Source organism: Aeromonas sp. FDAARGOS 1415, assembly GCF_019048365.1.
GTDB classification, from domain to species: Bacteria; Pseudomonadota; Gammaproteobacteria; order Enterobacterales; family Aeromonadaceae; genus Aeromonas; species Aeromonas taiwanensis.
Genome location: NZ_CP077363.1, coordinates 2800365 through 2823295, shown reverse-complemented (window position 1 = coordinate 2823295; position 22931 = coordinate 2800365). Strand labels below are relative to the sequence as shown.

Here is a 22931-nt window from a genome sequence, read left to right as displayed (position 1 = left end):
CGGTGCCCGATCACCCGGCAGGTTTCTTTTTGTAACAAAATCTTAGGGGATAATAACCATTCTGAAGCCAGAATGGGAGGCAGCCGCGACAACGGCTGCCTCCGAACTCAATAGGCGTGATTCAGCTCGCGTTCCGACATGAAGCGCAGGGGCTGCTGCAGCTTGTGCTGATAGATAAGGTCGAAGGAGAGCACGTTCTGGACATAGTTGCGCGTCTCCCGATAGGGAATGCTCTCCACCCAGACATCCATCGGCTTGTTGTCGCTCTGCTCGCGCCAGCGCTTCACCCGACCGGGGCCGGCGTTGTAGGCCGCCGCCGCCAGGATCCGGTTGCCGTCATACACGTCCAGCAGGCGCTTGAGGTAGGCGCTGCCGAGGCGAATGTTCATGGCCGGATCGAACAGTTGCTGCTCGTTGCGATAGGGGACCCCCAGCTTGCTCGCGGTCTCCCTGGCGGTGGCCGGCATCAGCTGCATCAGGCCACGCGCCCCGACCGGCGACTGCGCCAGCGGGTAGAGCGCGCTCTCCTGGCGGGAGATGGCGTAGAGCAGGCTGGTGTTCATGGTCCGCTCCTGAGCCATCTGGGAGAAGGTACGCTTGAGCGGCAGCGGGAAACGCAGGTCCAGCGCATCCCAGGCTTCCGCCCGGATGCTGGAGAGGATCGCCAGCTCGTGCCACCCCTGGTTGAGGGCGATGTGGCCGAATTCGAGGCGCTGGGGCACGCTGTTGCGATCCATGTTGTGAATCCACTCCGAGCGGGCCGCCGTGATCTCGTTCATCGCCAGCAGCTCGCGCACCCGCAGCAGGAAGGGCCAGCGGTGGCTGGCGGTGCGCCAGTCCGGCACCTTGTGCGCCACGCTCTGGTTCTTGATGCGATAGGGCACGCCGGTGCGCTGGGCCGCCATGAAGCCATAGAAACCACGCAGATTGGCGGTCTCGAGATAGAGATCCCGTGCCGGTTTCTGCCGCCCCTGTTTCTCCAGCGAGCGCGCCATCCAGTAGCGCCAGCGATCTTCCTTCTGCAGCCCCATGGGCAGCCGTTTGACCCAGCCCTCGAGCCCGCGCCAGTCCTGCTCCCAGACAGCCAGGCGCGCACGCAGCTCCATCAGCTCGGCATCGTTGAAGCGCACCAGGGCACCATCCAGCCAGTTGCGCTGGACAATGGCCCGGTCGAGCAGCAGGCGGCGAGCGGCTGCCTTCTCCACCCGGGTCACCTCTGCGTGGTTCAGGCCGAAGCGGCGGGTCATCTCCCCCAGCTGGCGCAGGACCGCCTCGGGCTCCTGGTTCGCATAGCGCGCCAGCCCCAGGGAGAGCAGTTGCCGCGATGGCGCCGTTGCACTGAAGTTGGCCGGGTTCATCGCCCTCGCGGGTTGGTCAAACAGGGCGATCATCTGATCACCGTACGCCTTCATGCCGCTGCCGAGCTGGGCCCCCAGGTGGCGGATCAAATTCGCATTCTGTGCCTCAAAAGCCAGGTTCATGCGCTGCCAGATCTTCTCCTGGGTCTTCAACCCCGACTGCTGCCAGAGCTGGAACAGGGGATCGCAGGCATCGGGCCTGGACTGGCCGCTCAGCCAGAGCTTGCCGGCCTCCTGCAGCGCTTCACTCTTGTGTCCCGTGTAGTAGCGGGCCTGATAATGCTGGCAGAGCAGATCGGTGGAGCTCGGCTTGGCCGGGTAGAAGCGCAGGAACTGGGACCACTGCTGGCTCTGGGCCAGGTAGGTGAGATAGCTGCGCTCCAGCCGGTTGGACTGGGGCGTGTCTCCGTGCTGGCGGATGAAACGGGTCACGTCGTTGTAGTCTGCCGCCCCCGGCCGGAAGGCGAGCTGGTAGTAATCCAGATAGGGCAGCAGCGGATAGTGAGTCAGACGGGCGCGGATCTGGTTGAAGGCGGCCTGATCGTTGGCACGCACCGCGTCATAGGCCTGGCGATAGAGGGACTGCTCCATGGTCTGCGCAAAGACGGGTGCCACGAGCCCTGGCACGCACAGTGCCGATAAGATGATTCCCTGCACGGCTTTCACGAATGGCATTCTCCCTTACAAAGGCACGACCACCGCCCGCTGGCGGTGGTGACATACCTTCATTCTACCCGCTAAGCCCCGGGGCTACGCCACACTATTTTTGTCGACAACCGCGAGGCGTTCGCTGCGGGTCAGCCGGCTGACATAGCGCTCCAGATAGGGGACGGGTAGCGGCTTGGAGGCAAGGTATCCCTGGTAGAAATGGCAGCCCTGCGCCTGCAGGAACTCCAGCTGCTGGCGCGACTCCACCCCCTCCGCCGTCACGTTGAAGCCCATGTGACGGGCCATGGCGATCACCGCCTCCACGATGGCCATGTTGTCGCCATCCTTGGGGATGTCCTGGATGAAGGATCGGTCGATCTTGAGCTCATCGGCCGGCAGTCGCTTGAGATAGCTCAGGGAAGAGTAGCCCGCGCCGAAGTCGTCGATGGCGAAGCTGATGCCCAGGGTCTTGAGCTCGGCCATCTTGCTGATGGTGTCCTCCGCGTGGCCGAGCACCACGGATTCGGTGATCTCCAGGTTCAGGCTCGCCGGATCCATGCCGGTGGAGGCTAGTACATCATGGATGCGATCGACGAAATCCGGGGCATGGAACTGCTTGGCGCTGACGTTGACCGACAGCTGGGGGACGTGGATCCCGTTCTCCTCCCAGGAGACATACTGGGTGCAGGCCTCGTGCAGCACCCAGTTGCCGATATCGACGATGAGATCCGTCTCTTCGGCGATGGGGATGAACTCCGCGGGGGAGACCAGGGCCCGGCCCGGCGGCTGCCAGCGGATCAGGGCCTCGACACCGATGATGTCCCCTCCCTCCACCATGTGCTGGGGCTGGTAGTGAAGGGTCAGTTCATGGTTGTCCAGTGCGCTGCGCAGCTCGTTGTGAATGAGCAGGCGCCGGTCCGCCTGCAGCTGCATGGAGGCATCGAAGAAGCGCCGGGTCTTGCGCCCCGCCGACTTGGCCTGGTACATGGCGGTATCGGCCTGCTTGAGCAGATCCCCCGCCTCCTGCTCCCGGCCTGGGAAGAGCGTGATGCCCACGCTGGCCCCGATGTGCAGCACCTGCCCCCCATAGCTGTAGGGAGCGGCAATCTCCCCGATGAGCCGCTCCGCGATGAGGTCGGCCTGCATCTCTGCCTGGGGCGGGCTGATGGAGAGCGCCGGCAACAGCAGCACGAACTCGTCCCCCCCCAGCCTGGCGAGGCAATCCCCCTGGCGCACCAGCCGCTTGAGCCGGCTGGCCACCTCCTTGAGCAGCCAGTCGCCAGTGGCGTGGCCGAGGGAGTCGTTGATGGTCTTGAAGTGGTCGAGATCGATGAACAGCAGGGCGCCGATGAGGTGATCCCGGCTCGCCTCCGCAAACGCCTGCGCCAGGGTTTCGTGCAGCTGGCGCCGGTTGGGCAGGCCGGTCAGTTCGTCGTAGTAGGCGAGATCCTGGATGCGACGCTCCGCCGCCTTACGCTCGGAGATGTCTTCGAAGAAGATGACGTAGTGGCTGATGCCCCCCTTGTCGTCCTGAACCGGGGTGACTATCTCCCACTGGGGATAGCTGCGGCCATCGGCGTGCAGACGCAGGGTCTCCCCCTGCCAGCGGTCGAGGGCATTGAGCTCGTAGCCCAACCCGGACCAGAGGTCATTGCCCAGGTGCAGGCCGATCACCCCTTGGCTGTCGAAGCCGGTGATCTGGCTGAAGGCGTAATTGACCCGCAGGATCTTGAAGTCGGGGTCCGTGATGATGATGCCTTCATGGGTCTCGAACGCCACAGCCGACAACCGCATCAGGGCATCGCTCTGCAGCCGCTCCAGCTCCGCCACCATGCGCACCGAGAAGATGGTCAGCACGGAGCCCAGATCGGCGGTCCGGGTCTGGCTCGGAAACAGCAGGGCAAGGTGCCCCAGGATCTGGCCACCGCGATCCAGCAGAGGCTGGGCGTAATAGTGCTGGCCGGGCGGCAGGCAATAGCCCTCGCCCATGGGCTCGCTAAGGGGGGAAGTACTCGCGGCCCCCTGACGATAGAGCTGCTGGCAGGGCATGTCGGCCAGGGCGTACTCCTTGACATCCATGCCGTGGCTCGCCAGCACACGCAGCCGGTCGAGGCCGACCCGCTCCGTCAGCCAGACCGCATCGGCCCCCAGGATATGAGCGAGTTCATTGACCAGGGTCTGGCAGAAGTCGAGCCCGGTCTTGGCGGAGAGCGCCTGTGCCAGCTTGGCCAGCAGGGGGGCCTGCAGCTGGGGCATCGGCGGGGCCATCCCGGCGGCAGGCTCGGCACGGTTCATCTCGCGATGAAGCATCTCGAGCGGGGCCAGCCAGCCACAGCAAAGCCGCTGGGTCGGCACATACTGACCATACCAGAGCACATGGTGCACATTGCCAGCGTCGTCACAGAGGTGGCCGATAAACTGGCCGGGTTGACCGGAGTCGTGGAGTCTGGCGAGAAAATCGGTAAAACCCGCGTCATCTTCCCGCAGTAGCTGTCCGGCCCAGGGATGAGACCCCTCACCAGTCCAGGGCTCACAAGAGAGATGATCCGACAGGCTCCACTGCTCATGCTGCCGATCATAAAACCACATCATCTGGGTGGCTTGTTGCTTCATTGACGACTCCGACACTACAACCACGTCATCCCCCCGACACGTGCAGGAAAGCATATCCGTTCACGGGCATATCTCCACGGGCGCATGGCAATCTTCTGCGATGGGATAATGCGATGTGGGTCGAGAAAATGCGAGACGGTGCGGCTAAAACCAGATATCGGGTCGACACAAGGCGCTGCCAGGGGGGACAGAAACGATCCTATTCACTGATACTGCCTGCCTGTTTCACTGAGCTCAAGCGGTTTTTGGCATGAAACGGGAAAAGCTCACAATTTGGGTGGTGCGGGATCCTCTGGGGAATATTTCGTGACACAGATCACACTTTGATTTGGCCACATAGGTAATCTGAGGGTGAAGACACAAGCAAGACGACCCGAAGGGGGCCAATATGAAAATTGAAATGACCAGCAAAATCATTGACATCACCCCAGCCATCCGCGAGCGCATTGAATCCCGTTTTGAAAAGCTCGAGCGTCTTCAGGTGCCTCTTATCACACCCCATGTGATCATCTCCAAAGAGCGTTTGATGTATATCGTCGAAGCCACCGCCGGCATTCCCAACGGCAAACTGTTTGCCCAGGCAGAGCATGAGGATCTCTATGCCGCCATCACGGATCTGGGCCAGAAGCTGGAACGCCAGCTCAACCGTCACACGGAGAAACCCCTCGCCCGCCGTGCCACCGGCAAGGAAGTCCCTCAGACCGAACCGGATGAAGCGGACGCCTGATCCCTCTCCATCACAGCATTCATCGAGCAAAAGGCGGGTTATCCCGCCTTTTTGCATCCTGCCATCCTGGCCTCCCTCATCCCAACCAGCGCAGCCGGGCATCTACCCCGCGCGAGAGCTCATCGAGCAGTGGCAACATGAGCAGGGGCGCCTCCCCCCTGGGCTCGGCATTCATCGGGCTTGCCGCCTGCCTTCCCTGCCAGCGTGCACGCCCCAGCGCCGAGAGGTTGTCATAGACGGCGGGGGCCAGCGCCGGCGTCTTGCTCACCAGCGGAGGCGTTCGCAGCGCCAGCCACAGCCTGACATCCACCATGCTCCCCCCCTGCTGCAATCGCTCGTTGATGGCGCCGGCTCCGCTCTCGTCCCCTGCCCCTTCCAGGGCCGCTTGCGGCATCAGGCCGAAGCGGGCGCGCCACGACTTCTCTGCGGCCTGCGCCCTGGGCGTGTCGTCAAACCAGGGTTGCTCCTCCACCGCATCGGTCAGCAGCGCCAGGTGCAGCCTGAAGTCGGCCCTGTCCCCCAGGCGGAGATCCTGGTTGAGCCGTTGCCCCAACTGGGTTTCATCGACGAGCCATCGGTCACGGATTGCACTGGGCAGCATAAGATAAATCTTGGAAATAAGGGTTTCATTGCTTATCGGCCATCAACCCGATCCTTTAAGCATTAAAAATCCTTGCCCGGGGGTTCACAAGCGCGACAGATCTGTTAGTATGCGCCTCGCACTTGGGGAGGGGTTCCCGAGCGGCCAAAGGGATCAGACTGTAAATCTGACGGCTCTGCCTTCGAAGGTTCGAATCCTTCTCCCTCCACCATTCAAGTGCGCACAATCAGGCAATACCCCGTGGAGGGGTTCCCGAGCGGCCAAAGGGATCAGACTGTAAATCTGACGGCTCTGCCTTCGAAGGTTCGAATCCTTCTCCCTCCACCATCATTCAAGAAAACCCGGCCTCGTGCCGGGTTTTCGCTTTTTCGCTTCCCTGGCTTGTTCCCCATGTACCGGCCTTCGCGCCCGGGACATAAAAAAACGGGAGGCCAGGCCTCCCGTCTCGTCATGACTCGCTCACAGGGTGAAGCGATAGAAGATGTCCACCGCCTGGGCCACCCCGCTCATGGCCTGCAGGTAGAGCCTGGGCATCAGCTCGTAGCGCAGCTTGAACTCGGCGATGGGGCTGAACACCCCGACCCCGTACTGGAACTGCAGGCCGGGCAGCAGGTAGGCCGACAATGTCACCTGGGTGTCATCCCCGCTCCCGGCGGTGTCGAGCGACACATCGCTCATGCCGAGGGACTCCCCGATACTGGAGACGACCCCGCTCGCCTGGCTCACGGCCCCCGCCACCAGCAGACCGTTGAAGCCGCCATCCTCACCGCTGGTCTGCAACCCCTTGCCCCGCAACAGGTAGGAGAGCTGCTCGGACTGCGCCATCTGCGGCTCGGAATAGACGGTGATCTTCGGCTTGGCGGCCGGTCCGGTCACCCGCACCCCCACGGTCACGTTGTCCTCTATGGTGTCAGGATCCCGGTAGGTCTCGATGTTGAGATAGGGCTGATCGATGGGGCCGGAGAAGGTGATCCTGCCTTCCTTGATGATGAGGTTCTGGCCGTAGGCCTTGAAGCGCCCGTCCTTTAGCTCCAGCTGACCGTTGCCGGAGAGTGGTTTGGACGGATCCTGGCGAATATTGAGCGCCCCCGTCACCTTGGTCTTGAGCCCCATGGCCTCCAGCCGGACATCGTCGCCGAGGCGAATGGCCAGCTTGATCTCCATGGGCAGCGGCTCCGCCTTGGGCAGCGGCGGCATGTCCTCGTAGATGACGGTCACGTCATCGGAGACCGCCACCGCGCTCTCGGGCAGAGTCTTGACCAGGATGCGCGACCAGGGAATGTCCACCTGACCGCTGATCCGGGTCTCCTCACCCAGGGTGATGGCGATGTCGGGGGTCACCCTGACGCGACCCATGCCCGGATACTGGGCCTCCAGATCCTTGCCCTGGATGGTGAGACTGCCGGTGACGGGCTGCTTGGCCCAGCTCAGCCAGCCCCCCAGCGCCAGCGGCCCCTTGCCGACCATCATGGAGCCGTCGAGCTCAGCCCGGTTGCCGTTTATCTTGAGACGGGTCACCAGCTTTGAGAGGGTCACCATGTCGGAGTGGGTTTGCACCTCCCCCTCCCGCAGGTTCAGCTCCCCGAACAGCAGCGGGGTGGCCAGGGTGCCGTCGAAGCGGGCATCCGCCGAGATGATCCCCTGCAGGGAGCGCACCTCGGGGATGAGAGGGGCGAAGGTAGTCAGCTTGAGGTCATCGAACCTGAGTTGTCCCGAGAGGTTGCCGCGCCCGGCGGGATCCCGGATGAGCAGATCGGTGTCGATGTTGCCGATCTGCTGGGACGCGAAATCGACCCGGATGGCGGCCTGCTGGCGCTCGAAGTCCACCCCCAGCTCCAGGCGCTGGTAATCGGTCTTGAGATCGTCAGCCACGAAGGTGCCCGGCGTGGTGCGCACGGTGGCGTGCAGGGTTGGCTGGCTGCCGCGCCAGCTGGCACGCCCATCGGCGGAGAGCACCGCCTGCCAGCGGAAGTTGTCAGGCAACCAGGGACGCAGCCGCTTGAGATCGAACGCGCTCAGGGCAAACTCCAGGCTGCCCTGGGCCGGTGCTACCCGGCTGCCCTTGACGCACAGGCTGGCCCCCTGGGAGCCGAGGCAGAGATCCCCCATGGTCAGCTGCTGCTTCGGCAAATCCAGGTCCAGGGCCCAGGGCGCCGTCAGCGACCAGCGCTTGAGCGGGGTCTTCAGCTTGAGCTCGGAGAGGGAGCCACGCCAGCGATCCCCGCGCAGGCTGCCGCTCAGGCGCAGATCGGCGGCCACCGGATCCCCCTTCATGGTCAAGGTGAGCCCGTGACGGTCGAGATCGCCATTCAGGTTCAGGGCCATCTGGGAGAGGGCGGTGCTGCCCTGCACCAGGCTCGCCACCGTCACCGCCAGCTCGCCCGCAGGCTTGTCCCCCACCAGGGCATTGCCCTTGATGGCCGTCTCCTTGAGCACTGTCCCCGCATAGGAGAGGCGGCTCGACGCCAGATCCACATTCACCCGCGGCGCCTGCTGGCTGCCGGTGACCCGCACCTGGCCCTTGATGTCCCCGCCAAGACCGGGGTAGATGCCCCCGAGCTTGGGCGCATCCAGATCCGCATCCAGCTTCCAGGCCTGGGCCGTGAGCGACCCCCTGGCCTGCAGCCGGTTGGGGCCGCTTTGCAGCGCCAGGGCCGGGATGATCCACTCCATCTTGTCGTTGCCGCTGAGCTGCCCCTGCAGGGCCAGGGGATACTGATTGAGCTTGCCATCGACCTTGAGCTCGGGCAGTGCCAGCTGCCAGTGACCCGTCTCGTCAAGCTCGAAGCGGCTCGCTATCTTGCCCGCCAGCGCCCCTTCGGTCTCGGGCACCAGCTCGGCCGGGTTGATCCCCTTGAATTCGGCGTTGCCCTGCCACTGGACTCCCTTGCTCCAGGCCAGCTTGCCGTCCAGCTTGAGCTCCCCCTTGAGGGCATTGAGCCGCAAGGCGATCTTGCTGAGTCGCTCCAGATCCCCCTTCCCTTCCAGCGCGATCTTGAAGGGCGGCACATCGGTGCCCTTGCCCGCGGTCTCGAGGGCAAACCGGTAGCCGGAGAGCTTGCCCTTGGCGCTCAGGGTCCCCTTGTCCAGCCGGTAGCTGGGTTCATCCTTGGCCGGCTTGTGCAGCGGCCAGGATAGGCGCTTCCAGTCGAGGGCCAGATCGAAGGGCAGCTCGGGATCCAGCGCTGCCAGCGTGCCCTTGATATTCGCACTCACCGGCCCCTTGGCTTGCAGGGCCAGCGCCAGCTTGCCCACTGAGCCATCCAGCTGGAGGGTCGCCTGCTCGGTATCGAGCTCCCACGGCTTGAGTCCCTTGCGGCCCTTGGCATCCAGGGTCAGGGAAAGGGGATAGTCATCGACCAGGCGCACATGACCGCTCAGGGCCAGATCCGCCATGGCATGGCGCAGGGAGAGCTCCCGGATGTCGATGCGCTCCTCCAGGGCACTGGCCGACAGCAGCAGCTTGTCGAGCCCCTCCACCAGCTCTCCTTGCTGGTAGCGCACCCGGGTCAGCGCCACCCCTTCCAGCTGGACGGGGAAAGGCAGGCGGATGGCGGGCAGGGCTATGGCTTCGGGCGTGCTGGGCTCGGGCTTGGCAGGGAGAGCCTTCCCCTTGTAGTCAGCTTGGCTGGGCTTGCCCTCTGTGGGCGAGCTCCTGGCCACCCTGGTCTCGTCCTTGGAAGGCGCGGTGCTCGCGGCGCCCGAGACGGCCGGTGTGGCTTGCTGTGGCGCCTTGCTATCGGCTGGCTTGCTATCGGCTGGCTTGCTCTCTGCCGCCTTGTTTTCGGCAACCGCGCTCTCTGCCAGGGCCACGCTAAGGCCATCGAGCACGGGCCCGCGCACGATCAGTCCCTTGCGATCCAGGGTGGCGCCTATCTCCAGATCCTTGAGGGCCACCGCCACGCCGGGCACGGCCAGATCGAGGTCGGCCACCTGGAGGCTGTCTATCTGGATCTTGAGCGGCAACGGGCGCCAGACGAAGGGTTCTGACGGCTCTTCCGGCGCAGGTTCCGAGTCGGCGACCTTGACCACGGGGTGGGTGACCGCCAGGGACTTGATCCAGAGCTTGCCCTGCAAGAGCTTGCCCAGATCCCAGTCGAGCACGGCACGCTCGACCGTGACGTCCACCAGTTCGTCCTGCCAGCCGACCCCTTCCAGGGTCCAGCCATAGCCGAGCTGGCCCGCCACCAGCTCCCCCTTGAGGGAAGGGAGTGCGGATCTGGCCTGCTGCCATAGCCACTTGTTGCCCTGGTGGGTGAAGCCCAGCAGGCTGACGCCGATGAGCAGCAGGAAGATGAGGCCCATGAGCCACAAGACGATGCGTTTTACCCAGATCACGATGCAGACCCCAGCAAGAAGCTCAGCCGCAGCGGCCAGAAAAGAGAATGAAGAGAAGAAGCGCGTTCACACCGGATCATAATTCAGGCCCCAGTGCGAAGTGCAGCCGCAGCGGCTTGTCTTCTTCGGAGATGCCCACCGCCAAGTCCAGCCTGACCTGGCCGATGGGGGTCACCCAGCGCACCCCGACCCCGGTGCCTATCTTCCAGGCCTCGCTGTAGTCGACGGTGGCGGTCCCCCCATCCACGAACAGGGCGCCGAGCCACTTGTCGCTGAAGCGGTAGTTGTATTCCAGGCTGCCCACGCTGGTGTAGCGGCCCCCGGTGAGCTTGCCCTCCTCGTCCCGCGGCGAGACGGTCTCGTAGCCGTAGCCGCGGATGGTCTGGTCGCCACCGGTGAAGAAACGCAATGAAGGGGGCACCAGGGAGAAGTCATCCCCGACGATGGCCCCCTGCTCGACCCGCATCAGGAAGCGGTGATCCTCCCCCAGGGTGCGCAGCCACTTGCTGCGCCCCCACACCCGCATGAAGTTGATGTCGGACCCCCAATAGGGGCTGGAGAACTCCACCGTCAGCTGCTGGCGATCCCCCCAGTCCGGCACCAGGCCGCCGCGCACCCGCAGCCGCGACCAGGAGACACCGGGGATCAGCAGCAGACTGTTCCCCTCGTCGGTGCCCTGCACATAGCGCTCGTTCTCCAGCCGCACGAACACGTCCCTGTCCCAGCTGTCAGGCCGCCGCTTCCAGCGGTGCACGCCGAAGGTGGCCAGATCGGAGCGGGTATCGTTGTTGTCGGTGTATTGGTAGCCAGCCTGCAGGGAGTAGTAGTCCCGCAGCGGGTTGCCCACCGGGATCTGGTAGTCGAAGCTCAGCTCCGCCTCCGGGGCCGAGATCTTGGCGGTGCTGGAGAGGCTGTGGCCGTAACGGTTGACCCAGGGTTTCTCCCAGGTGGCGCTCAGGCGCGGCCCCACGTCGGTGGCGTAGCCGATACCCGTCTCAATCTCGTGGTCGACCCGGTTGCTGAGGGTCACCTGCACCGGCACCAGGTTGTTCTCGGCCTGGCTGATGAGGGGCTTGATGTCCACCTGCTTGAACAACTTGGTGGAGGAGACATCCTGGGACATCTCCGCCAGCCGGATCGCCAGGTAGGGGTCACCACTCTTGATGTTGACGAGCGGCCGGATCAGGCGCAGGGCCTCCGGCGTCGCGTCGTAGTGGATCTCGCCAAAGTGGTAGCGCGGGCCGGAGCGGAACAGGATATAGATCTCCGCCTTGCCCTGCTCCGGGAAGACCTTGACCTGGCTCTTGCTGATCTTGGCGTCAAAGTAGCCCCGTGCCAGCCCCAGGCTGCCCAGATCCGCCTTGATGGATTCGTACTTGCCGTGGTTGAGGGGATCCCCCTCTTTTAATGGCAGCTTGTCCAGCAGCTCGCTGTAGACCTCGTCGCTGCCCGCCTGCCCCTCCAGCAGAATGTCGAGGCGCGAGACAATCACCGGCTCTCCCCGCTCGATCTCGATCACGACCCTGGCCGGGGATTTCTTGTCGCGGTTGAGGGTGATCTTGGGCTGGTAGTAGCCATAGACCTGGAGGGCTTTCTGCACGCTCTCGGTAATCTTGACCCGGGCGGGTCTGAACTGGCGCTCCTGATAGACGGGCAGGGCGTTGAGGTAGGCCTCGACGTTGTCCTTCTGCTCCCCCTTTACCCCCTTGACCTGATAGGTCAGTTTGGCCGCCAGGGCGGGGGTTGCCAGCAGCCAGAGGCAGAGGGCGAGCAGCAAGGCGCCGGCCCCGTAACGGCGGGATGGCCGGAATGCGGTGCTCCCGGCAGGAGAAGTAGGATAGCATCCTGTCAAACGTCTATTTCCCCGAATAACATGATTAAAAGAGTGTTAACTTCAGAACTATAGCGGGACTCACCCCGACCAAACTCGCCCATCCTAGCACAACCGGGGTCGCGAAATCCCCCGGGAGGGCCCCAACAAGGCCTCGGCCCTCTCCCCGGGATCGCGGCCTAAACGGCGGCGCGCTAGGCGCTTCCCCGGCCGGGCCGAGCCGATTGCACACGCTTGCGGCAAGGAGCGTATAAAAAACACGCTTATCCTGTGCACACCGCCCGCGTTCATGCACGGCTATCCCACCTTCGCCGTCCTCAGTAGCGCGACAATTCCTGTCGAAGCGCCCCGGACTTTGCGAGGGGACGTCGCCTCCCCGACTTGACATCATCGTCTGACGCCAGTGCCATCATGCCTGCTATTGAACCGGAAAATAAGTGTAAATCAATAACTTGATGGGTGGCACTAAAGCTTCGTTCAATCCAATCGATTTATCCCGCTGCCACTGCTCTGCCGCCTGCCTCACACTGATCCCATTCATCGCAGGAGAGACACCATGACCTTACGCAGCGAACAACTGGCTGACTACATCGCCGACCGACTCGAATTCATCACCTTCCTGGCCTGTTGCAGCGCCCTGCTGGCCCTGCTGACCGGCATGAACGGTCAACAGGCGCTGGCCTTCACCGCCCTCAACCTGCCCTTCGGCCTCGCCCTGCTGCTGGGCATGGCCCTGCTGGCGCCACTGCCCGCCCACTGGCGCCTGCCCGGGGTGTCGCTGCTGCTGGTCGGCGGCGCCCTGCTCACCCTGCAGATGGGTGGCGAGTGGCTCAATCCCCTGGCCATCTGGAGCCTCTATGCCCTGCTGGGGCTGGAGATTATCTGGCAGTCCCGACCCAGGGCACGCCTGACGGCCGGGGCCCGGGGCTGAGCCCGAACACCGAGGGCTGACGCGGGCGCACATTTGGAGTAATCTTGCGCCCCTTTACCGCCACCGAGGAGCCTCCCGATGAAAAAAGCCTGTGCCCAGCACATCCTGGTCAAGACAGAGAAACAGTGTCTGGAGATCAAGGAGAAGATCGAGAAGGGTGCCGACTTCGGCCAGATGGCCAAGCGTTTCTCCACCTGCCCGTCCGGCAAGCGCTTCGGGGATCTGGGGGAGTTCTCCAAGGGGGACATGGTCAAATCCTTCGACGACGCCGTCTTCAAGGGGGAGCTGCTCAAGGTCCTGGGGCCGGTGCGCACCAAGTTCGGCTTTCACCTGATCAAGGTGCTCTACCGCAGCTGAGACCGTGCCCGAGCATCGCTCCAGCCCACGCCGGCTTGCTGGCGCCCCGCCCCCAGACGTGCCCCGTCCCGGGGCGGCAACATGCCGCAGCAATATGATAATTTACTAACGTTATCAGTCAATTAAGTTTATCCTCTGGGCATAGTTCCATCCTGACCAGTGGATCCTTCTTATGCACAGCTCTTTGTGGTGGCCCCTGCTGGCCTGGTTGCTGCCCCTTGGGGGCGCCCTTGGCAGTCGTGCCCACCTCTGGCCCTGGTGGCTCGGTTTCACCCTCTGCCTCGCGAGCGCCCTGATCAGCCTGTGGCTGCTGCTGCGCCTGCCCTGGCGCTATCGCCGTACCGCCAACCTGTGGCCCGATGCCTGGGGCATCGCCCCCCTGCTGTTGCCCCTGCTGTTCATTGTTCAGGCCTTGCGCTCGCCGCTCACCAACGACGTCAGCACGGATCCCTACCACCCTCCCCGCCTCCAGTGGGCCGCGCAGCTGAGAACGGCGCAGGATCTCCCCGTCAGCGTCCCTCCCCTGCAAGTTTTTCCCGGCAACCCCGGTCCTCTCTATACCCGCGCCTCTCCCGCCGAGGTGATCGCCGAGGCGGATGAGCTGATGACGGAGCTCGGCTGGCAGGTGCACCCGAGTCCGGACGGCCTGGATGCCGTCGTCACCACGAGCTGGTTCGGTTTTCAGGATGACGTGGCGCTGCGGGTCTTCGCCGGACCGAAAGAGACCCGCATCGACATGCGCTCCGCCTCCCGTCAGGGGCGCAGCGATCTAGGGGCCAACCGGGCACGGATCCTGGACTTCCTGAACCGGCTCAACGAACGGCTGGGGGGCGCCTACAAGCCCAAGATGCAAAAACTTCAAGAGGAACAAAATGCGCATTGAGGTCAAGCCGGACAGTGCCTATGCCTGGTTCATCCGCCCCTTCTTCTGGCTGCAGAAGCGCAACTACGGCCAGGTGCTGATCCCCGGCAAGTGCTGGGGCCGCTCCCCCCGCCTGTTCGCCGCCGTGGCGACCCTCTATGGCGTCATCAACCGCAAACGCTCTCCCATCGATCCCGTGCTGCGCTCCCTGGTGACGGTGCGGGTCTCCCAGCTCAACTGGTGCCGTTTCTGCGTCGACATCAACGCCATGACCCTCATCAAGCGAGCCGGCTCCAGCGACAAGGTGGAAGCCCTGGCCGAGTGGCGAGAAAGCCCCTTGTTCGACGAGCGAGAAAGAGCCGTGCTCGACTACGCCGAGGCCATGACCGGGCTGGACGGGGTAAGCGATGCGCAGGTTGCCCGCCTCAAGCCCTGGTTCGATGACGACGCCATGGTGGAGCTCACCGGCCTCATCGCCTTCCAGAACATGTCGGCCAAGTTCAACGCCGCCCTCGACATCGCTCCCCAGGGCTTCTGCCAGCTGCCGGTGCAGCCCGTGCGCCCGACCGATGCCAACGCCGACAAGGACGCCAAATGACGCGAGCCCGTCTGCTGCTTCTGCTGGTGATGGGCTGCCTCATCGGCGCCTTTTTCGCGTTCGATCTCGGCCACTATCTGAGTCTCTCCCAGTTGCAGGCTCGCCAGGAGAGCCTGGCGCTCTGGGTCGACCGCCATTTTGTCGCGGCCAGCCTGCTGTTTCTGGTGATCTATGTGCTCAGCACCGCCCTCTCCCTGCCGGGGGCCAGCCTGCTCACCCTGGCGGGCAGCGCGGTCTTTGGCGTGGCGTGGGGGCTCTTGCTGGTCTCCTTTGCCAGCTCGCTCGGCGCCACCCTGGCGTTTCTCAGTGCCCGGTTCCTGCTGCGGGACTGGGTCAGCGCGCGCTTTGGTGACAAGCTGGCCACCTTTCAGACCGGCATGGCAAAGGATGGCCCCTTCTATCTGCTGAGCCTGCGCCTCATCCCCCTCTTCCCCTTCTTCCTGGTCAACCTGGTGATGGGGCTGACCCCCATCAGAGTCAGTACCTACTACTGGGTGAGCCAGCTCGGCATGCTGCCGGGCACCTTCGTCTATGTGCTGGCGGGCAGCGAGCTGGCCACCCTCACCAGCACGGGCAACATCCTCTCCCCCGGCCTGGTGGCGGCCCTGACCCTGCTCGGCCTCATGCCCTGGCTGATGCGGGGGCTGCAACGCAGGCTCGCCCTGCGCCGCCTGCACGCCCCTTATCAAAAGCCGATCCGCTACGACTACAACCTGGTGGTGATCGGTGCCGGCGCCGGCGGCCTGGTCACCAGCTATATCGCCGCGGCGGTGAAGGCCAAAGTGGCCCTGATTGAAAAACACAAAATGGGGGGAGATTGCCTCAACACCGGCTGTGTCCCCTCCAAGGCGCTGATCCGTGCCGCCCGCTTTGCTGCCGAGCAGCGCAAGGCGGGCGAGCTCGGCTTTAGCCCGAGCCGGAGCGAGGCCGATTTTGCCGCCGTGATGGCGCGGGTCGCCCGGGTGATCAGAGAGGTCGAGCCTCACGACTCCGTCGAGCGTTACCAGGGGCTGGGGGTGGAGTGCATCGAGGGGGCGGCGCGGCTGGTCTCCCCCTGGGAGGTCGACGTCAACGGCCGGCGCCTCACCACCCGCCACGTGGTCATCGCCACCGGCGCCAGACCGCTGGTACCCGATGTGCCTGGCCTTGGCGACGTCCCCTATCTCACCTCGGACACTCTCTGGCAGCTGCGCACCCCGCCGCGCCGCCTGCTGGTGCTCGGCGGCGGCCCCATCGGCTGCGAGCTGGCCCAGAGCTTCGCCCTGCTCGGCATCCCCGTCACTTTGGTGGAGCTGGCCGATCAGCTGTTGCCGCGAGAGGAGCGGGAAGTGGCCGAGGCGCTGCGCCACCAGATGGAACGGGACGGCGTCACCCTTCTCACCGGCTGGCGCGCCGAGCGGGCGCAATACCAAGCCATGGAGGATGGGCTGCCCATCCGGCTGCACCTGCGCCGGGGGGACGAGACCCAAGTAATCGAAGGGGATCAGCTGCTGCTGGCCCTCGGCCGGGTTGCCAACGTGAGCGGCTTCGGGCTGGAGGAGCTGGGGGTCACGCTGGCGCCGCGCGGCACAGTCGCGGTCGATGGCTTTCTGGCCACCAACTACCCCAGCATTCTGGCGGTGGGGGACGTGGCCGGCCCCTACCAGTTCACCCACTTTGCCGCCCATCAGGCCTGGTATGCCGCCGTCAACGCCCTGTTCGGCCAGTTCAAGCGCTTTCGCGCCGACTACCGGGTGATCCCGGCGGCTACCTACACCACGCCAGAAATTGCCCGTGTTGGCCTCAATCGCAAGGAGGCCGAGGCGCAGGGCATTGCATTCGAGGCGACCCGCTTCGACCTGGCCGAGCTCGATCGCGCCATCGCCGACGGTGAGCGCGAAGGCTTTGTCGAGGTGCTGACCGTGCCGGGCAACGACAAGATCCTGGGTGCCACCATAGTGGGCACTCACGCCGGCGAGCGGATCGCCGAGTTCGTCCTCGCCATGCGCCACAAGCTGGGGCTTGGCAAGATCCTCGCAACCATCCACGCCTATCCCACCCTGATGGAGGGGAACAAATACGTGGCCGGCGAGTGGAAACGGGCCCACCAGCCCACCCGCATCCTGGCCCTGCTGGCCCGTTATCACAGCTGGCGCCGCGGCGCCTGATCCCTTAGGTGACATTCATGTTCAAGACCCTGCCCCTGCTCAAAACCCTGGTCTGCGCCCTGCCCCTGCTGGCAAGCGGCTCCCTGCTTGCCGGCGAGAACCCGGCCCCCGATGCCCGCTGGCAGCAGACGCTGGACGAGGCCAAGGGCCAGACTGTTTACTTCAACGCCTGGGGCGGCAGCCCGGAGATCAACGGCTATCTGGTCTGGGCCGGGCAGGAGCTCGAGCGTCAGTACGGGGTCAGGCTGGTGCAGGTCAAGGTGGATGATATCGCCCAGAGCGTCAGCCAGCTGCTTGCCAATAAACAGGCGGGCAAGCTCGCAGGCGGCCCCATCGATCTGCTCTGGGTCAATGGCGAGAATTTCAAGGCGCTCAAGGAACAGGGGCTGCTGGGGGTGCCGTTCACCGGGGAGCTGCCCAACATGGCGTTAGTGGATATGAATCTGCCGGTGAGTGAGGACTTCACCGTGCCGGTAGCGGGGCTCGAGGCCCCCTGGGGCATAGGCCAGCTCAACCTGATGGTCAACGGAGAGGAGGTCGCCACGCCCCCCACCTCGGCCGCCGCCCTGCTCGCCTGGGCCAGGGCCAACCCCGGCCGCTTCACCTATCCCAAGCCACCCCAGTTCCACGGCTCGAGCTTTCTCAAGCAAATCCTGCTGGAGCTCACCCCGGATTCCGCCCCCCTCTATCGGGAGGCGACTGATGCCGCGTTTGAGCGTCTGACGGCGCCCCTCTGGACCTGGCTCGATGCCCTGCACCCGGCTCTCTGGCGCAAGGGCAAGCTGTTTCCTGCCAGCGCCGCCGAGACCCGCCAGCTGCTGGATGACGGCGAGCTGGCCATGGCCATCAGCTTCAACCCGGGAGAGGCCCAGAGCGCGGTGCAAAACGGTGCCCTGCCACCTGGCGTGGTCGCGGTGGCCATGGCAAAGGGGGCGCTCACCAACAGCCACTTTCTCGCCATTCCGTTCAACGCTAGCGCCCGTGCCGGGGCCAAGGTGGCGGTCAATTTTCTGCTAAGCCCGGCAGCCCAGGCACGCAAGGCCGATCCCGCCTTCTGGGGCGATCCCAGCGTGCTGCGGACCGACGCCCTGCCCGCCTCGGCCAGCCAGACGCCGGCCCTGCGCTTCAAGGCGGTGGCAGAGCCCCACCCCAGCTGGCAACTCAGGCTTGAAGCAGCCTGGGCCGAACGTTACGGCCACTGATGCCATCAACCACCGACAACCGGCTGCCAGGCTGGCGTCCCCTCTTCACCTGCGCTTGCGCCCTCCTGCTGGCGGCGCCCGTGCTGGCGGGGCTGTGGCAACTGCTGGGCAGCGGGCTAAGCCAGCTAAACCTTCATCGCCTGCTGGCCCAGCCCGGACTCTGGCACTCGGCGGCCCTGAGCCTGTGGATTGGCACGGCCTCGACCCTCGGCAGCCTGCTGCTGACCGCCCTGCTGCTGGCGCAAAGCGGTCAGCAGGGTGACGAGCGCCCCTGTTTTCGCTGGCTGCGCCGCCTGCTCTCCCCCCTGCTGGCCCTGCCCCACGTCGCCTTCGCCATCGGCTTTGCCTTTCTGCTCGCCCCCTCCGGCTGGCTGCTACGCCTCGTCTCTCCCTCCCTGACCGGGTTCGAGTTTCCCCCCGATTGGCAGACCATCCGGGATCCCTGGGGGCTTGGCCTGATCCTGGCCCTCATCATGAAGGAGACGCCGTTTCTGCTGTTGATGGCGCTGGCGGCCCTGGAGCCCGCCAAACTGGCGCGCCAGCAGTGGCTCGGGGCGAGCCTGGGCTTCAGCGCCCCCCAGATCTGGTGGCGTCTGCTGCTGCCCGCCCTCTGGCCCGCCCTGCGCCTGCCCCTCTATGCGGTCGCCGCCTACGGGGTGGCGGTGGTGGATCTCGCCCAGCTGCTGGGCCCGGATGCCCCCGCTCCGCTGGCAGTCAGGCTGTGGCTCTGGTATCAGGATCCGGATCTTGGCTGGCGCGGCGTCACCGCCAGCGGCGCCCTGCTGCTGCTGGCCATCAGCCTGTTGCTGCTGGCGGCGTTGCGCCTGCTGGAGTGGGCTCATCAGCGGTATGGCAAGCAGCTCTGGCTCGACGGACAGCGCCGCGGATCGCGCCCCCTGGCGGCCAGGCTGGCCGGCCTCTGTGTGGCCGCCCTGTTTGCCATCAACCTGGCGGTGCTGGCGGCCCTGCTGCTCTGGTCGCTGGCGCGGCGCTGGTCCTTCCCTGATCTGTGGCCAAGCCAGTGGAGCGGCCAGCACTGGCTGGAGCTGCTGCCGGACCTGATGCCCCTGCTCGTCGACAGCGCCCTGCTGGCCCTGGCGGGCGCGGCGCTGGCCCTGCTGCTGGTGGTATTGAGTCTGGAGGCGCAGCAGGGGCGTCGCCCCTGGCCGCTCTGGCTCATCTGCCTGCCGTTGCTGCTGCCCCAGGCCAGCCTGCTGTTTGGCATCCGGCTCGGGCTCGACTGGCTGGGTGGCGGGATTGGCTGGGGCTGGGTGCTCTGGAGCCAGCTGCTGTTCGTGTTTCCCTACGTCTATCTCTGTTTGCACGGTCCCTATCGCCAGTTCGATCCCCGTCTCACCCAGACGGCGCTCTTGCTCGGCGCCAGCCCCTGGCGCACCTGGTGGCGGGTGAAGGGGCCCCTGCTGGCCCGTCCGCTGCTTTTCTCGTTCGCGGTGGGAGCGGCAGTGAGCCTCGCCCAATATCTGCCGACCCTGTTGTTTGGCGCAGGCCGGGTGGTCACCATCACCACGGAGGCGGTGGCCATCGGCAGCGGCCTCAACCGGCGGCTGGCCGGGCTCTACGGCCTGTTGCAACTGCTCCTGCCACTGGCAATCTATCTGCTGGCGCTCTGGCTGCCAGGTCGCCTCAACCCGGCGCTCAAGGGCGCCCGATAAACACGGGAACGTCTCGATGCTAAGCACCACACCCCTTCACCTCTACCTTGGGCAAGCGCCCTTGCTGTCGTTACCCGCGCTCGCCATCGCCCCCGGCGAGGTGCTGACCCTGATGGGACCCAGTGGCTGCGGCAAGAGCTCGTTGCTGGCGGCGCTGGCGGGCATCCTGCCCCCCGGGGGGCCCCTTCGGCTGGAGGGGGAGATCCGGCTCGGCGAGCGACGGCTCACCCCGCTGCCCCCGCAGGCGAGGCGCATCGGCATGCTGTTTCAGGATGACCTGCTGTTTGCCCACCTGACGGTGGCCGAGAACCTGATGTTCGGCATGCCCGCCTCCCTCAAGGGAAGCGGCGCCCGGCGGGCGAAAGCGCTGGAGGCCCTGGCACAGGTGGCGCTGGCGGATCAGGCAGACAAGCTGCCGGGGTCGCTCTCCGGCGGCCAGAAGGCACGCGTCAGCCTGCTGCGGGCCCTGCTGGCCGAACCGCAAGCCCTGCTGCTGGACGAGCCTTTCTCCCGCCTCGACAAGCCGCTGCGGGCGGCATTTCGCGCCCTGGTGTTCGAGCAGATAAGGATGCTGGCGATCCCCGCCATCCTGGTCACTCACGACGAAGAGGATGCGCCCGGCACCATCCTCGACCTCACCCTTTCCATCCCTGTTTCCCGAGGATCCTGACCTTGTTCGATCGCTACCTCATCCCCGTCATTCGCAGCCCCCTCACCCGGCTGGCCAGACCCTTGCGGCGCATGGGGATCAGCGCCAACCAGGTGAGTCTCACCGGCTTTGCCATCGGCATGCTGGCGCTGCCGCTGCTGGCCTTCAACCTTTATCTCTGGGCACTGCTCGCCATCCTGCTCAATCGCATGCTGGACGGGCTGGATGGCGCCGTGGCACGGGAGACGGGGATCACCGACTGCGGCGGCTTTCTCGACATCACCCTCGACTTCATCTTTTACGCCGCCGTGGTGCTGGGGTTCGCCCTCGCCGACCCCGCCAACGCCCTGCCCGCTGCCACCCTGCTGTTTGCCTTCATGGGCACGGGCTCGAGTTTTCTCGCCTTCGCCATCATGGCGGGCAAGCGGGGGATCGATAACCCCGTCTATCACCACAAGTCGCTCTATTACCTCGGAGGGTTGACCGAGGGGAGCGAGACCATCGCCCTGTTCGTCTTGATGTGTCTGTGGCCCACCGGTTTTGCGTCCCTCGCTTACGGCTTTGCCCTGCTCTGCCTCATCACCACCCTGACCCGGCTCTGGAGCGGCTATCACACCCTGCGTTGAGGAGGCGGGAGACAGTGGGAAAGAGGGTGTGCCACTGCACGGAGCACTTGCGCATGGACGCCAATGTTTTACCATGACGGCACTCTTTTTCAGGCTCACGAGAACCTTATGCGTCGCCTTGTCTGTCTCCTCTCCCTGTTTCCCCTGCTCTATGGCTGCAGCAGCACCCCGGCCCCCAAGCCCGTGGTCAAACCCCAGCCCAACAGCGCTTTCATCAACCAGACACCGCCGAGCAAACCCTTCTACGGGCAGGTGAGCCAGCCGGGCGTCAGCAGGGGGGACTTCGCCAACCGCAGCAATGTGGACAACTTCGTGCAGCGCATGGTCTCCAAGCACGGCTTCAACGGCGCCGAGCTGCACCAGTTGCTGGCGCAGGCGCAGCGCTATGACTGGATCATCAAGCTGATGGACGCCCAGGCGCCTACCACCACGCCGCCTACCGGCCCGACCGGCGCCTGGAATCGCTACCGCGCCAAGTTCATCACCCCGGACAACGTGCAAAACGGCGTCAGCTTCTGGCGCGAATACGAGAGCGAGCTCAACCGCGCCCAGCAGATCTACGGCGTGCCGCCGGAGATCATCGTCGGCATCATCGGGGTGGAGACCCGCTGGGGTCGAGTAATGGGCAAGACCCGCATCCTGGATGCCCTGGCGACCCTGGCGTTCGACTATCCGCGCCGCGCCGACTTCTTCACGAGCGAGCTGGAGGCCTTCCTGGTGATGGCCCGGGACGAGGGGATAGACCCCACCGAGCCCCAGGGCTCCTACGCCGGAGCCATGGGCTACGGCCAGTTCATGCCCTCCAGCTTCCAGCGCTATGCGGTGGACTTTGACGGCAACGGCCACACCAACCTCTGGGATCCGGTGGATGCCATCGGCAGCGTGGCCAACTACTTCAAGGCCCATGGCTGGGAGAAGGGGCAGCCGGTGGCGGTGCGCGGTCAGGGCCAGCTGCCCGGCTATGAACACGGCTTCCAGACCCGCTACCCCGTGGCCACCCTGCGTGGCGCCGGCCTGGCGCCGACCGGCAATCTGGGCAACCACAAGGAGGCGAGCCTGCTGCGTCTGGACGTGGGCACCGGCTACCAGTACTGGTACGGTCTGCCGAACTTCTACGCCATCACCCGCTACAACCACAGCACCCACTACGCCATGGCGGTCTGGCAGCTGGGGCTGGCGGCCAAGGAGGCCAGGGGCGGCTATTGAGGCCCCCCCTTGCCGATGTGAAAACGGGCCCCATGGGCCCGTTTTGCTATTCGTTCTCCAGCAGCCAGCGTTTGAGCAGGGCTGCCAGTTGCACCTGTTCGCCCTCGCTCAGGGGAGCCAGCAGGCGGCGCTCGTTGGCGACGTGCCGCGCCACCGCCACATCGATGAGCTCCCGCCCCTCTGCCGTCAGGCAGACCAAGAGGCTTCGCCTGTCGCTCGGAGCGGCCTGACGCTCGATGAGGCCCCGCTCGGCCAGCTTGTCGAGCCGGGCCGTCATGGCCCCCGAGGTGAGCATGGCGGACTGGTAGAGCGCCGTGGGAGTGAGTGCCTCATCGGCCCGGCGCAGGGTCGCCAGAATGTCGAAGTCCGACCCCAGCAGGCCGCACTCCTTCAGCTCGTCATTGATCTCGCGCCCGGCGATGGCCGCCATGCGCGCCACCCGCCCAAACACCCCCATGGGGCTGCAGTCGAGATCCGGCCGCTGCCGGGCCCACTGCCCCAACAGCTGGTCTACGTGATCTGTCTCCATCTTGGCTCCATTATCTTTTCATGAAGATACTTGAT

Annotated in this window: 17 protein-coding genes and 2 tRNA genes; 13 read left to right on the top strand and 6 right to left on the bottom strand. The window is 65.2% G+C overall.

Annotated elements, in window-relative coordinates:
• Positions 1–107: 107 nt before the first annotated feature.
• Entirely contained in the window at positions 108–2024 is a 1917-nt protein-coding gene (locus I6L45_RS13455; protein WP_216982310.1) for a transglycosylase SLT domain-containing protein, read from the bottom strand.
• A gap of 84 nt (positions 2025–2108) precedes the next feature.
• Complete coding sequence (locus I6L45_RS13450; RefSeq protein WP_216982309.1) at positions 2109–4619, bottom strand: bifunctional diguanylate cyclase/phosphodiesterase; 2511 nt, start codon at positions 4617–4619, stop codon at positions 2109–2111.
• Positions 4620–5007: 388 nt separating this feature from the next.
• Between I6L45_RS13450 and raiA the strand changes: the two genes are divergently transcribed.
• Positions 5008–5346, top strand: coding sequence for a ribosome-associated translation inhibitor RaiA (gene raiA, locus I6L45_RS13445; RefSeq protein WP_134695504.1), 339 nt, complete (start codon positions 5008–5010; stop codon positions 5344–5346).
• Positions 5347–5422: 76 nt separating this feature from the next.
• Here the strand turns inward: raiA and I6L45_RS13440 are convergent, their stop codons facing one another.
• Positions 5423–5947 (bottom strand): VC2046/SO_2500 family protein, encoded by a 525-nt coding sequence (locus I6L45_RS13440; RefSeq protein WP_216982308.1) that lies wholly within the window; start codon positions 5945–5947, stop codon positions 5423–5425.
• Between the two features lie 126 nt (positions 5948–6073).
• Here I6L45_RS13440 and I6L45_RS13435 point away from each other — a divergent pair.
• Positions 6074–6158 (top strand) — tRNA-Tyr (locus I6L45_RS13435).
• A gap of 31 nt (positions 6159–6189) precedes the next feature.
• Positions 6190–6274 (top strand) — tRNA-Tyr (locus tag I6L45_RS13430).
• Between the two features lie 132 nt (positions 6275–6406).
• Here the strand turns inward: I6L45_RS13430 and I6L45_RS13425 are convergent.
• Both I6L45_RS13425 and I6L45_RS13420 read right to left on the bottom strand, forming a co-directional pair.
• On the bottom strand, positions 6407–10285 hold the full coding sequence (locus tag I6L45_RS13425) for a translocation/assembly module TamB domain-containing protein (protein WP_216982307.1): 3879 nt from the start codon (positions 10283–10285) through the stop codon (positions 6407–6409).
• A gap of 76 nt (positions 10286–10361) precedes the next feature.
• Positions 10362–12062, bottom strand: coding sequence for an autotransporter assembly complex family protein (locus I6L45_RS13420; protein ID WP_281705668.1), 1701 nt, complete (start codon positions 12060–12062; stop codon positions 10362–10364).
• A 610-nt stretch (positions 12063–12672) separates the two neighbouring features.
• Between I6L45_RS13420 and I6L45_RS13415 the strand changes: the two genes are divergently transcribed.
• The 10 genes from I6L45_RS13415 (at position 12673) to mltB (ending at position 22367) form a co-directional block, all read left to right on the top strand.
• The gene (locus I6L45_RS13415) at positions 12673–13047 is read left to right on the top strand and encodes a hypothetical protein (protein ID WP_216982306.1); all 375 of its coding nucleotides are present in this window, start codon (positions 12673–12675) and stop codon (positions 13045–13047) included.
• A 78-nt stretch (positions 13048–13125) separates the two neighbouring features.
• The gene (locus tag I6L45_RS13410; RefSeq protein WP_043761819.1) at positions 13126–13404 is read left to right on the top strand and encodes a peptidylprolyl isomerase; all 279 of its coding nucleotides are present in this window, start codon (positions 13126–13128) and stop codon (positions 13402–13404) included.
• Between the two features lie 172 nt (positions 13405–13576).
• On the top strand, positions 13577–14287 hold the full coding sequence (locus I6L45_RS13405; protein WP_216982305.1) for a DUF1499 domain-containing protein: 711 nt from the start codon (positions 13577–13579) through the stop codon (positions 14285–14287).
• Positions 14277–14864, top strand: a complete 588-nt coding sequence (locus I6L45_RS13400) for a carboxymuconolactone decarboxylase family protein (RefSeq protein ID WP_216982304.1) — start codon at positions 14277–14279, stop codon at positions 14862–14864. Before I6L45_RS13405 ends, I6L45_RS13400 begins: the two co-directional genes overlap by 11 nt.
• A complete protein-coding gene (locus I6L45_RS13395) occupies positions 14861–17011 on the top strand; it encodes an FAD-dependent oxidoreductase (RefSeq protein ID WP_216982303.1) in 2151 nt (716 codons plus the stop codon). Before I6L45_RS13400 ends, I6L45_RS13395 begins: the two co-directional genes overlap by 4 nt.
• Before the next feature lie 17 nt (positions 17012–17028).
• Positions 17029–18213, top strand: a complete 1185-nt coding sequence (locus I6L45_RS13390) for an ABC transporter substrate-binding protein (protein WP_216982302.1) — start codon at positions 17029–17031, stop codon at positions 18211–18213.
• Positions 18213–19886: an ABC transporter permease gene (locus I6L45_RS13385; RefSeq protein ID WP_216982301.1), complete on the top strand. Its 1674-nt coding sequence runs from the start codon at positions 18213–18215 to the stop codon at positions 19884–19886. The genes I6L45_RS13390 and I6L45_RS13385 overlap by 1 nt, the downstream gene beginning before the upstream one ends.
• Positions 19887–19902: 16 nt before the next feature.
• Positions 19903–20556, top strand: a complete 654-nt coding sequence (locus I6L45_RS13380; protein WP_216982300.1) for an ATP-binding cassette domain-containing protein — start codon at positions 19903–19905, stop codon at positions 20554–20556.
• 2 nt (positions 20557–20558) lie between these two features.
• Positions 20559–21161, top strand: a complete 603-nt coding sequence (locus I6L45_RS13375; protein ID WP_134695514.1) for a CDP-alcohol phosphatidyltransferase family protein — start codon at positions 20559–20561, stop codon at positions 21159–21161.
• A 108-nt stretch (positions 21162–21269) separates the two neighbouring features.
• Positions 21270–22367, top strand: a complete 1098-nt coding sequence (gene mltB, locus I6L45_RS13370; protein WP_134695515.1) for a lytic murein transglycosylase B — start codon at positions 21270–21272, stop codon at positions 22365–22367.
• Between the two features lie 46 nt (positions 22368–22413).
• On the opposite strand, the gene I6L45_RS13365 is transcribed toward mltB, so the two are convergent.
• A complete protein-coding gene (locus tag I6L45_RS13365) occupies positions 22414–22896 on the bottom strand; it encodes a MarR family winged helix-turn-helix transcriptional regulator (protein WP_216982299.1) in 483 nt (160 codons plus the stop codon).
• Positions 22897–22931: the final 35 nt, after the last annotated feature.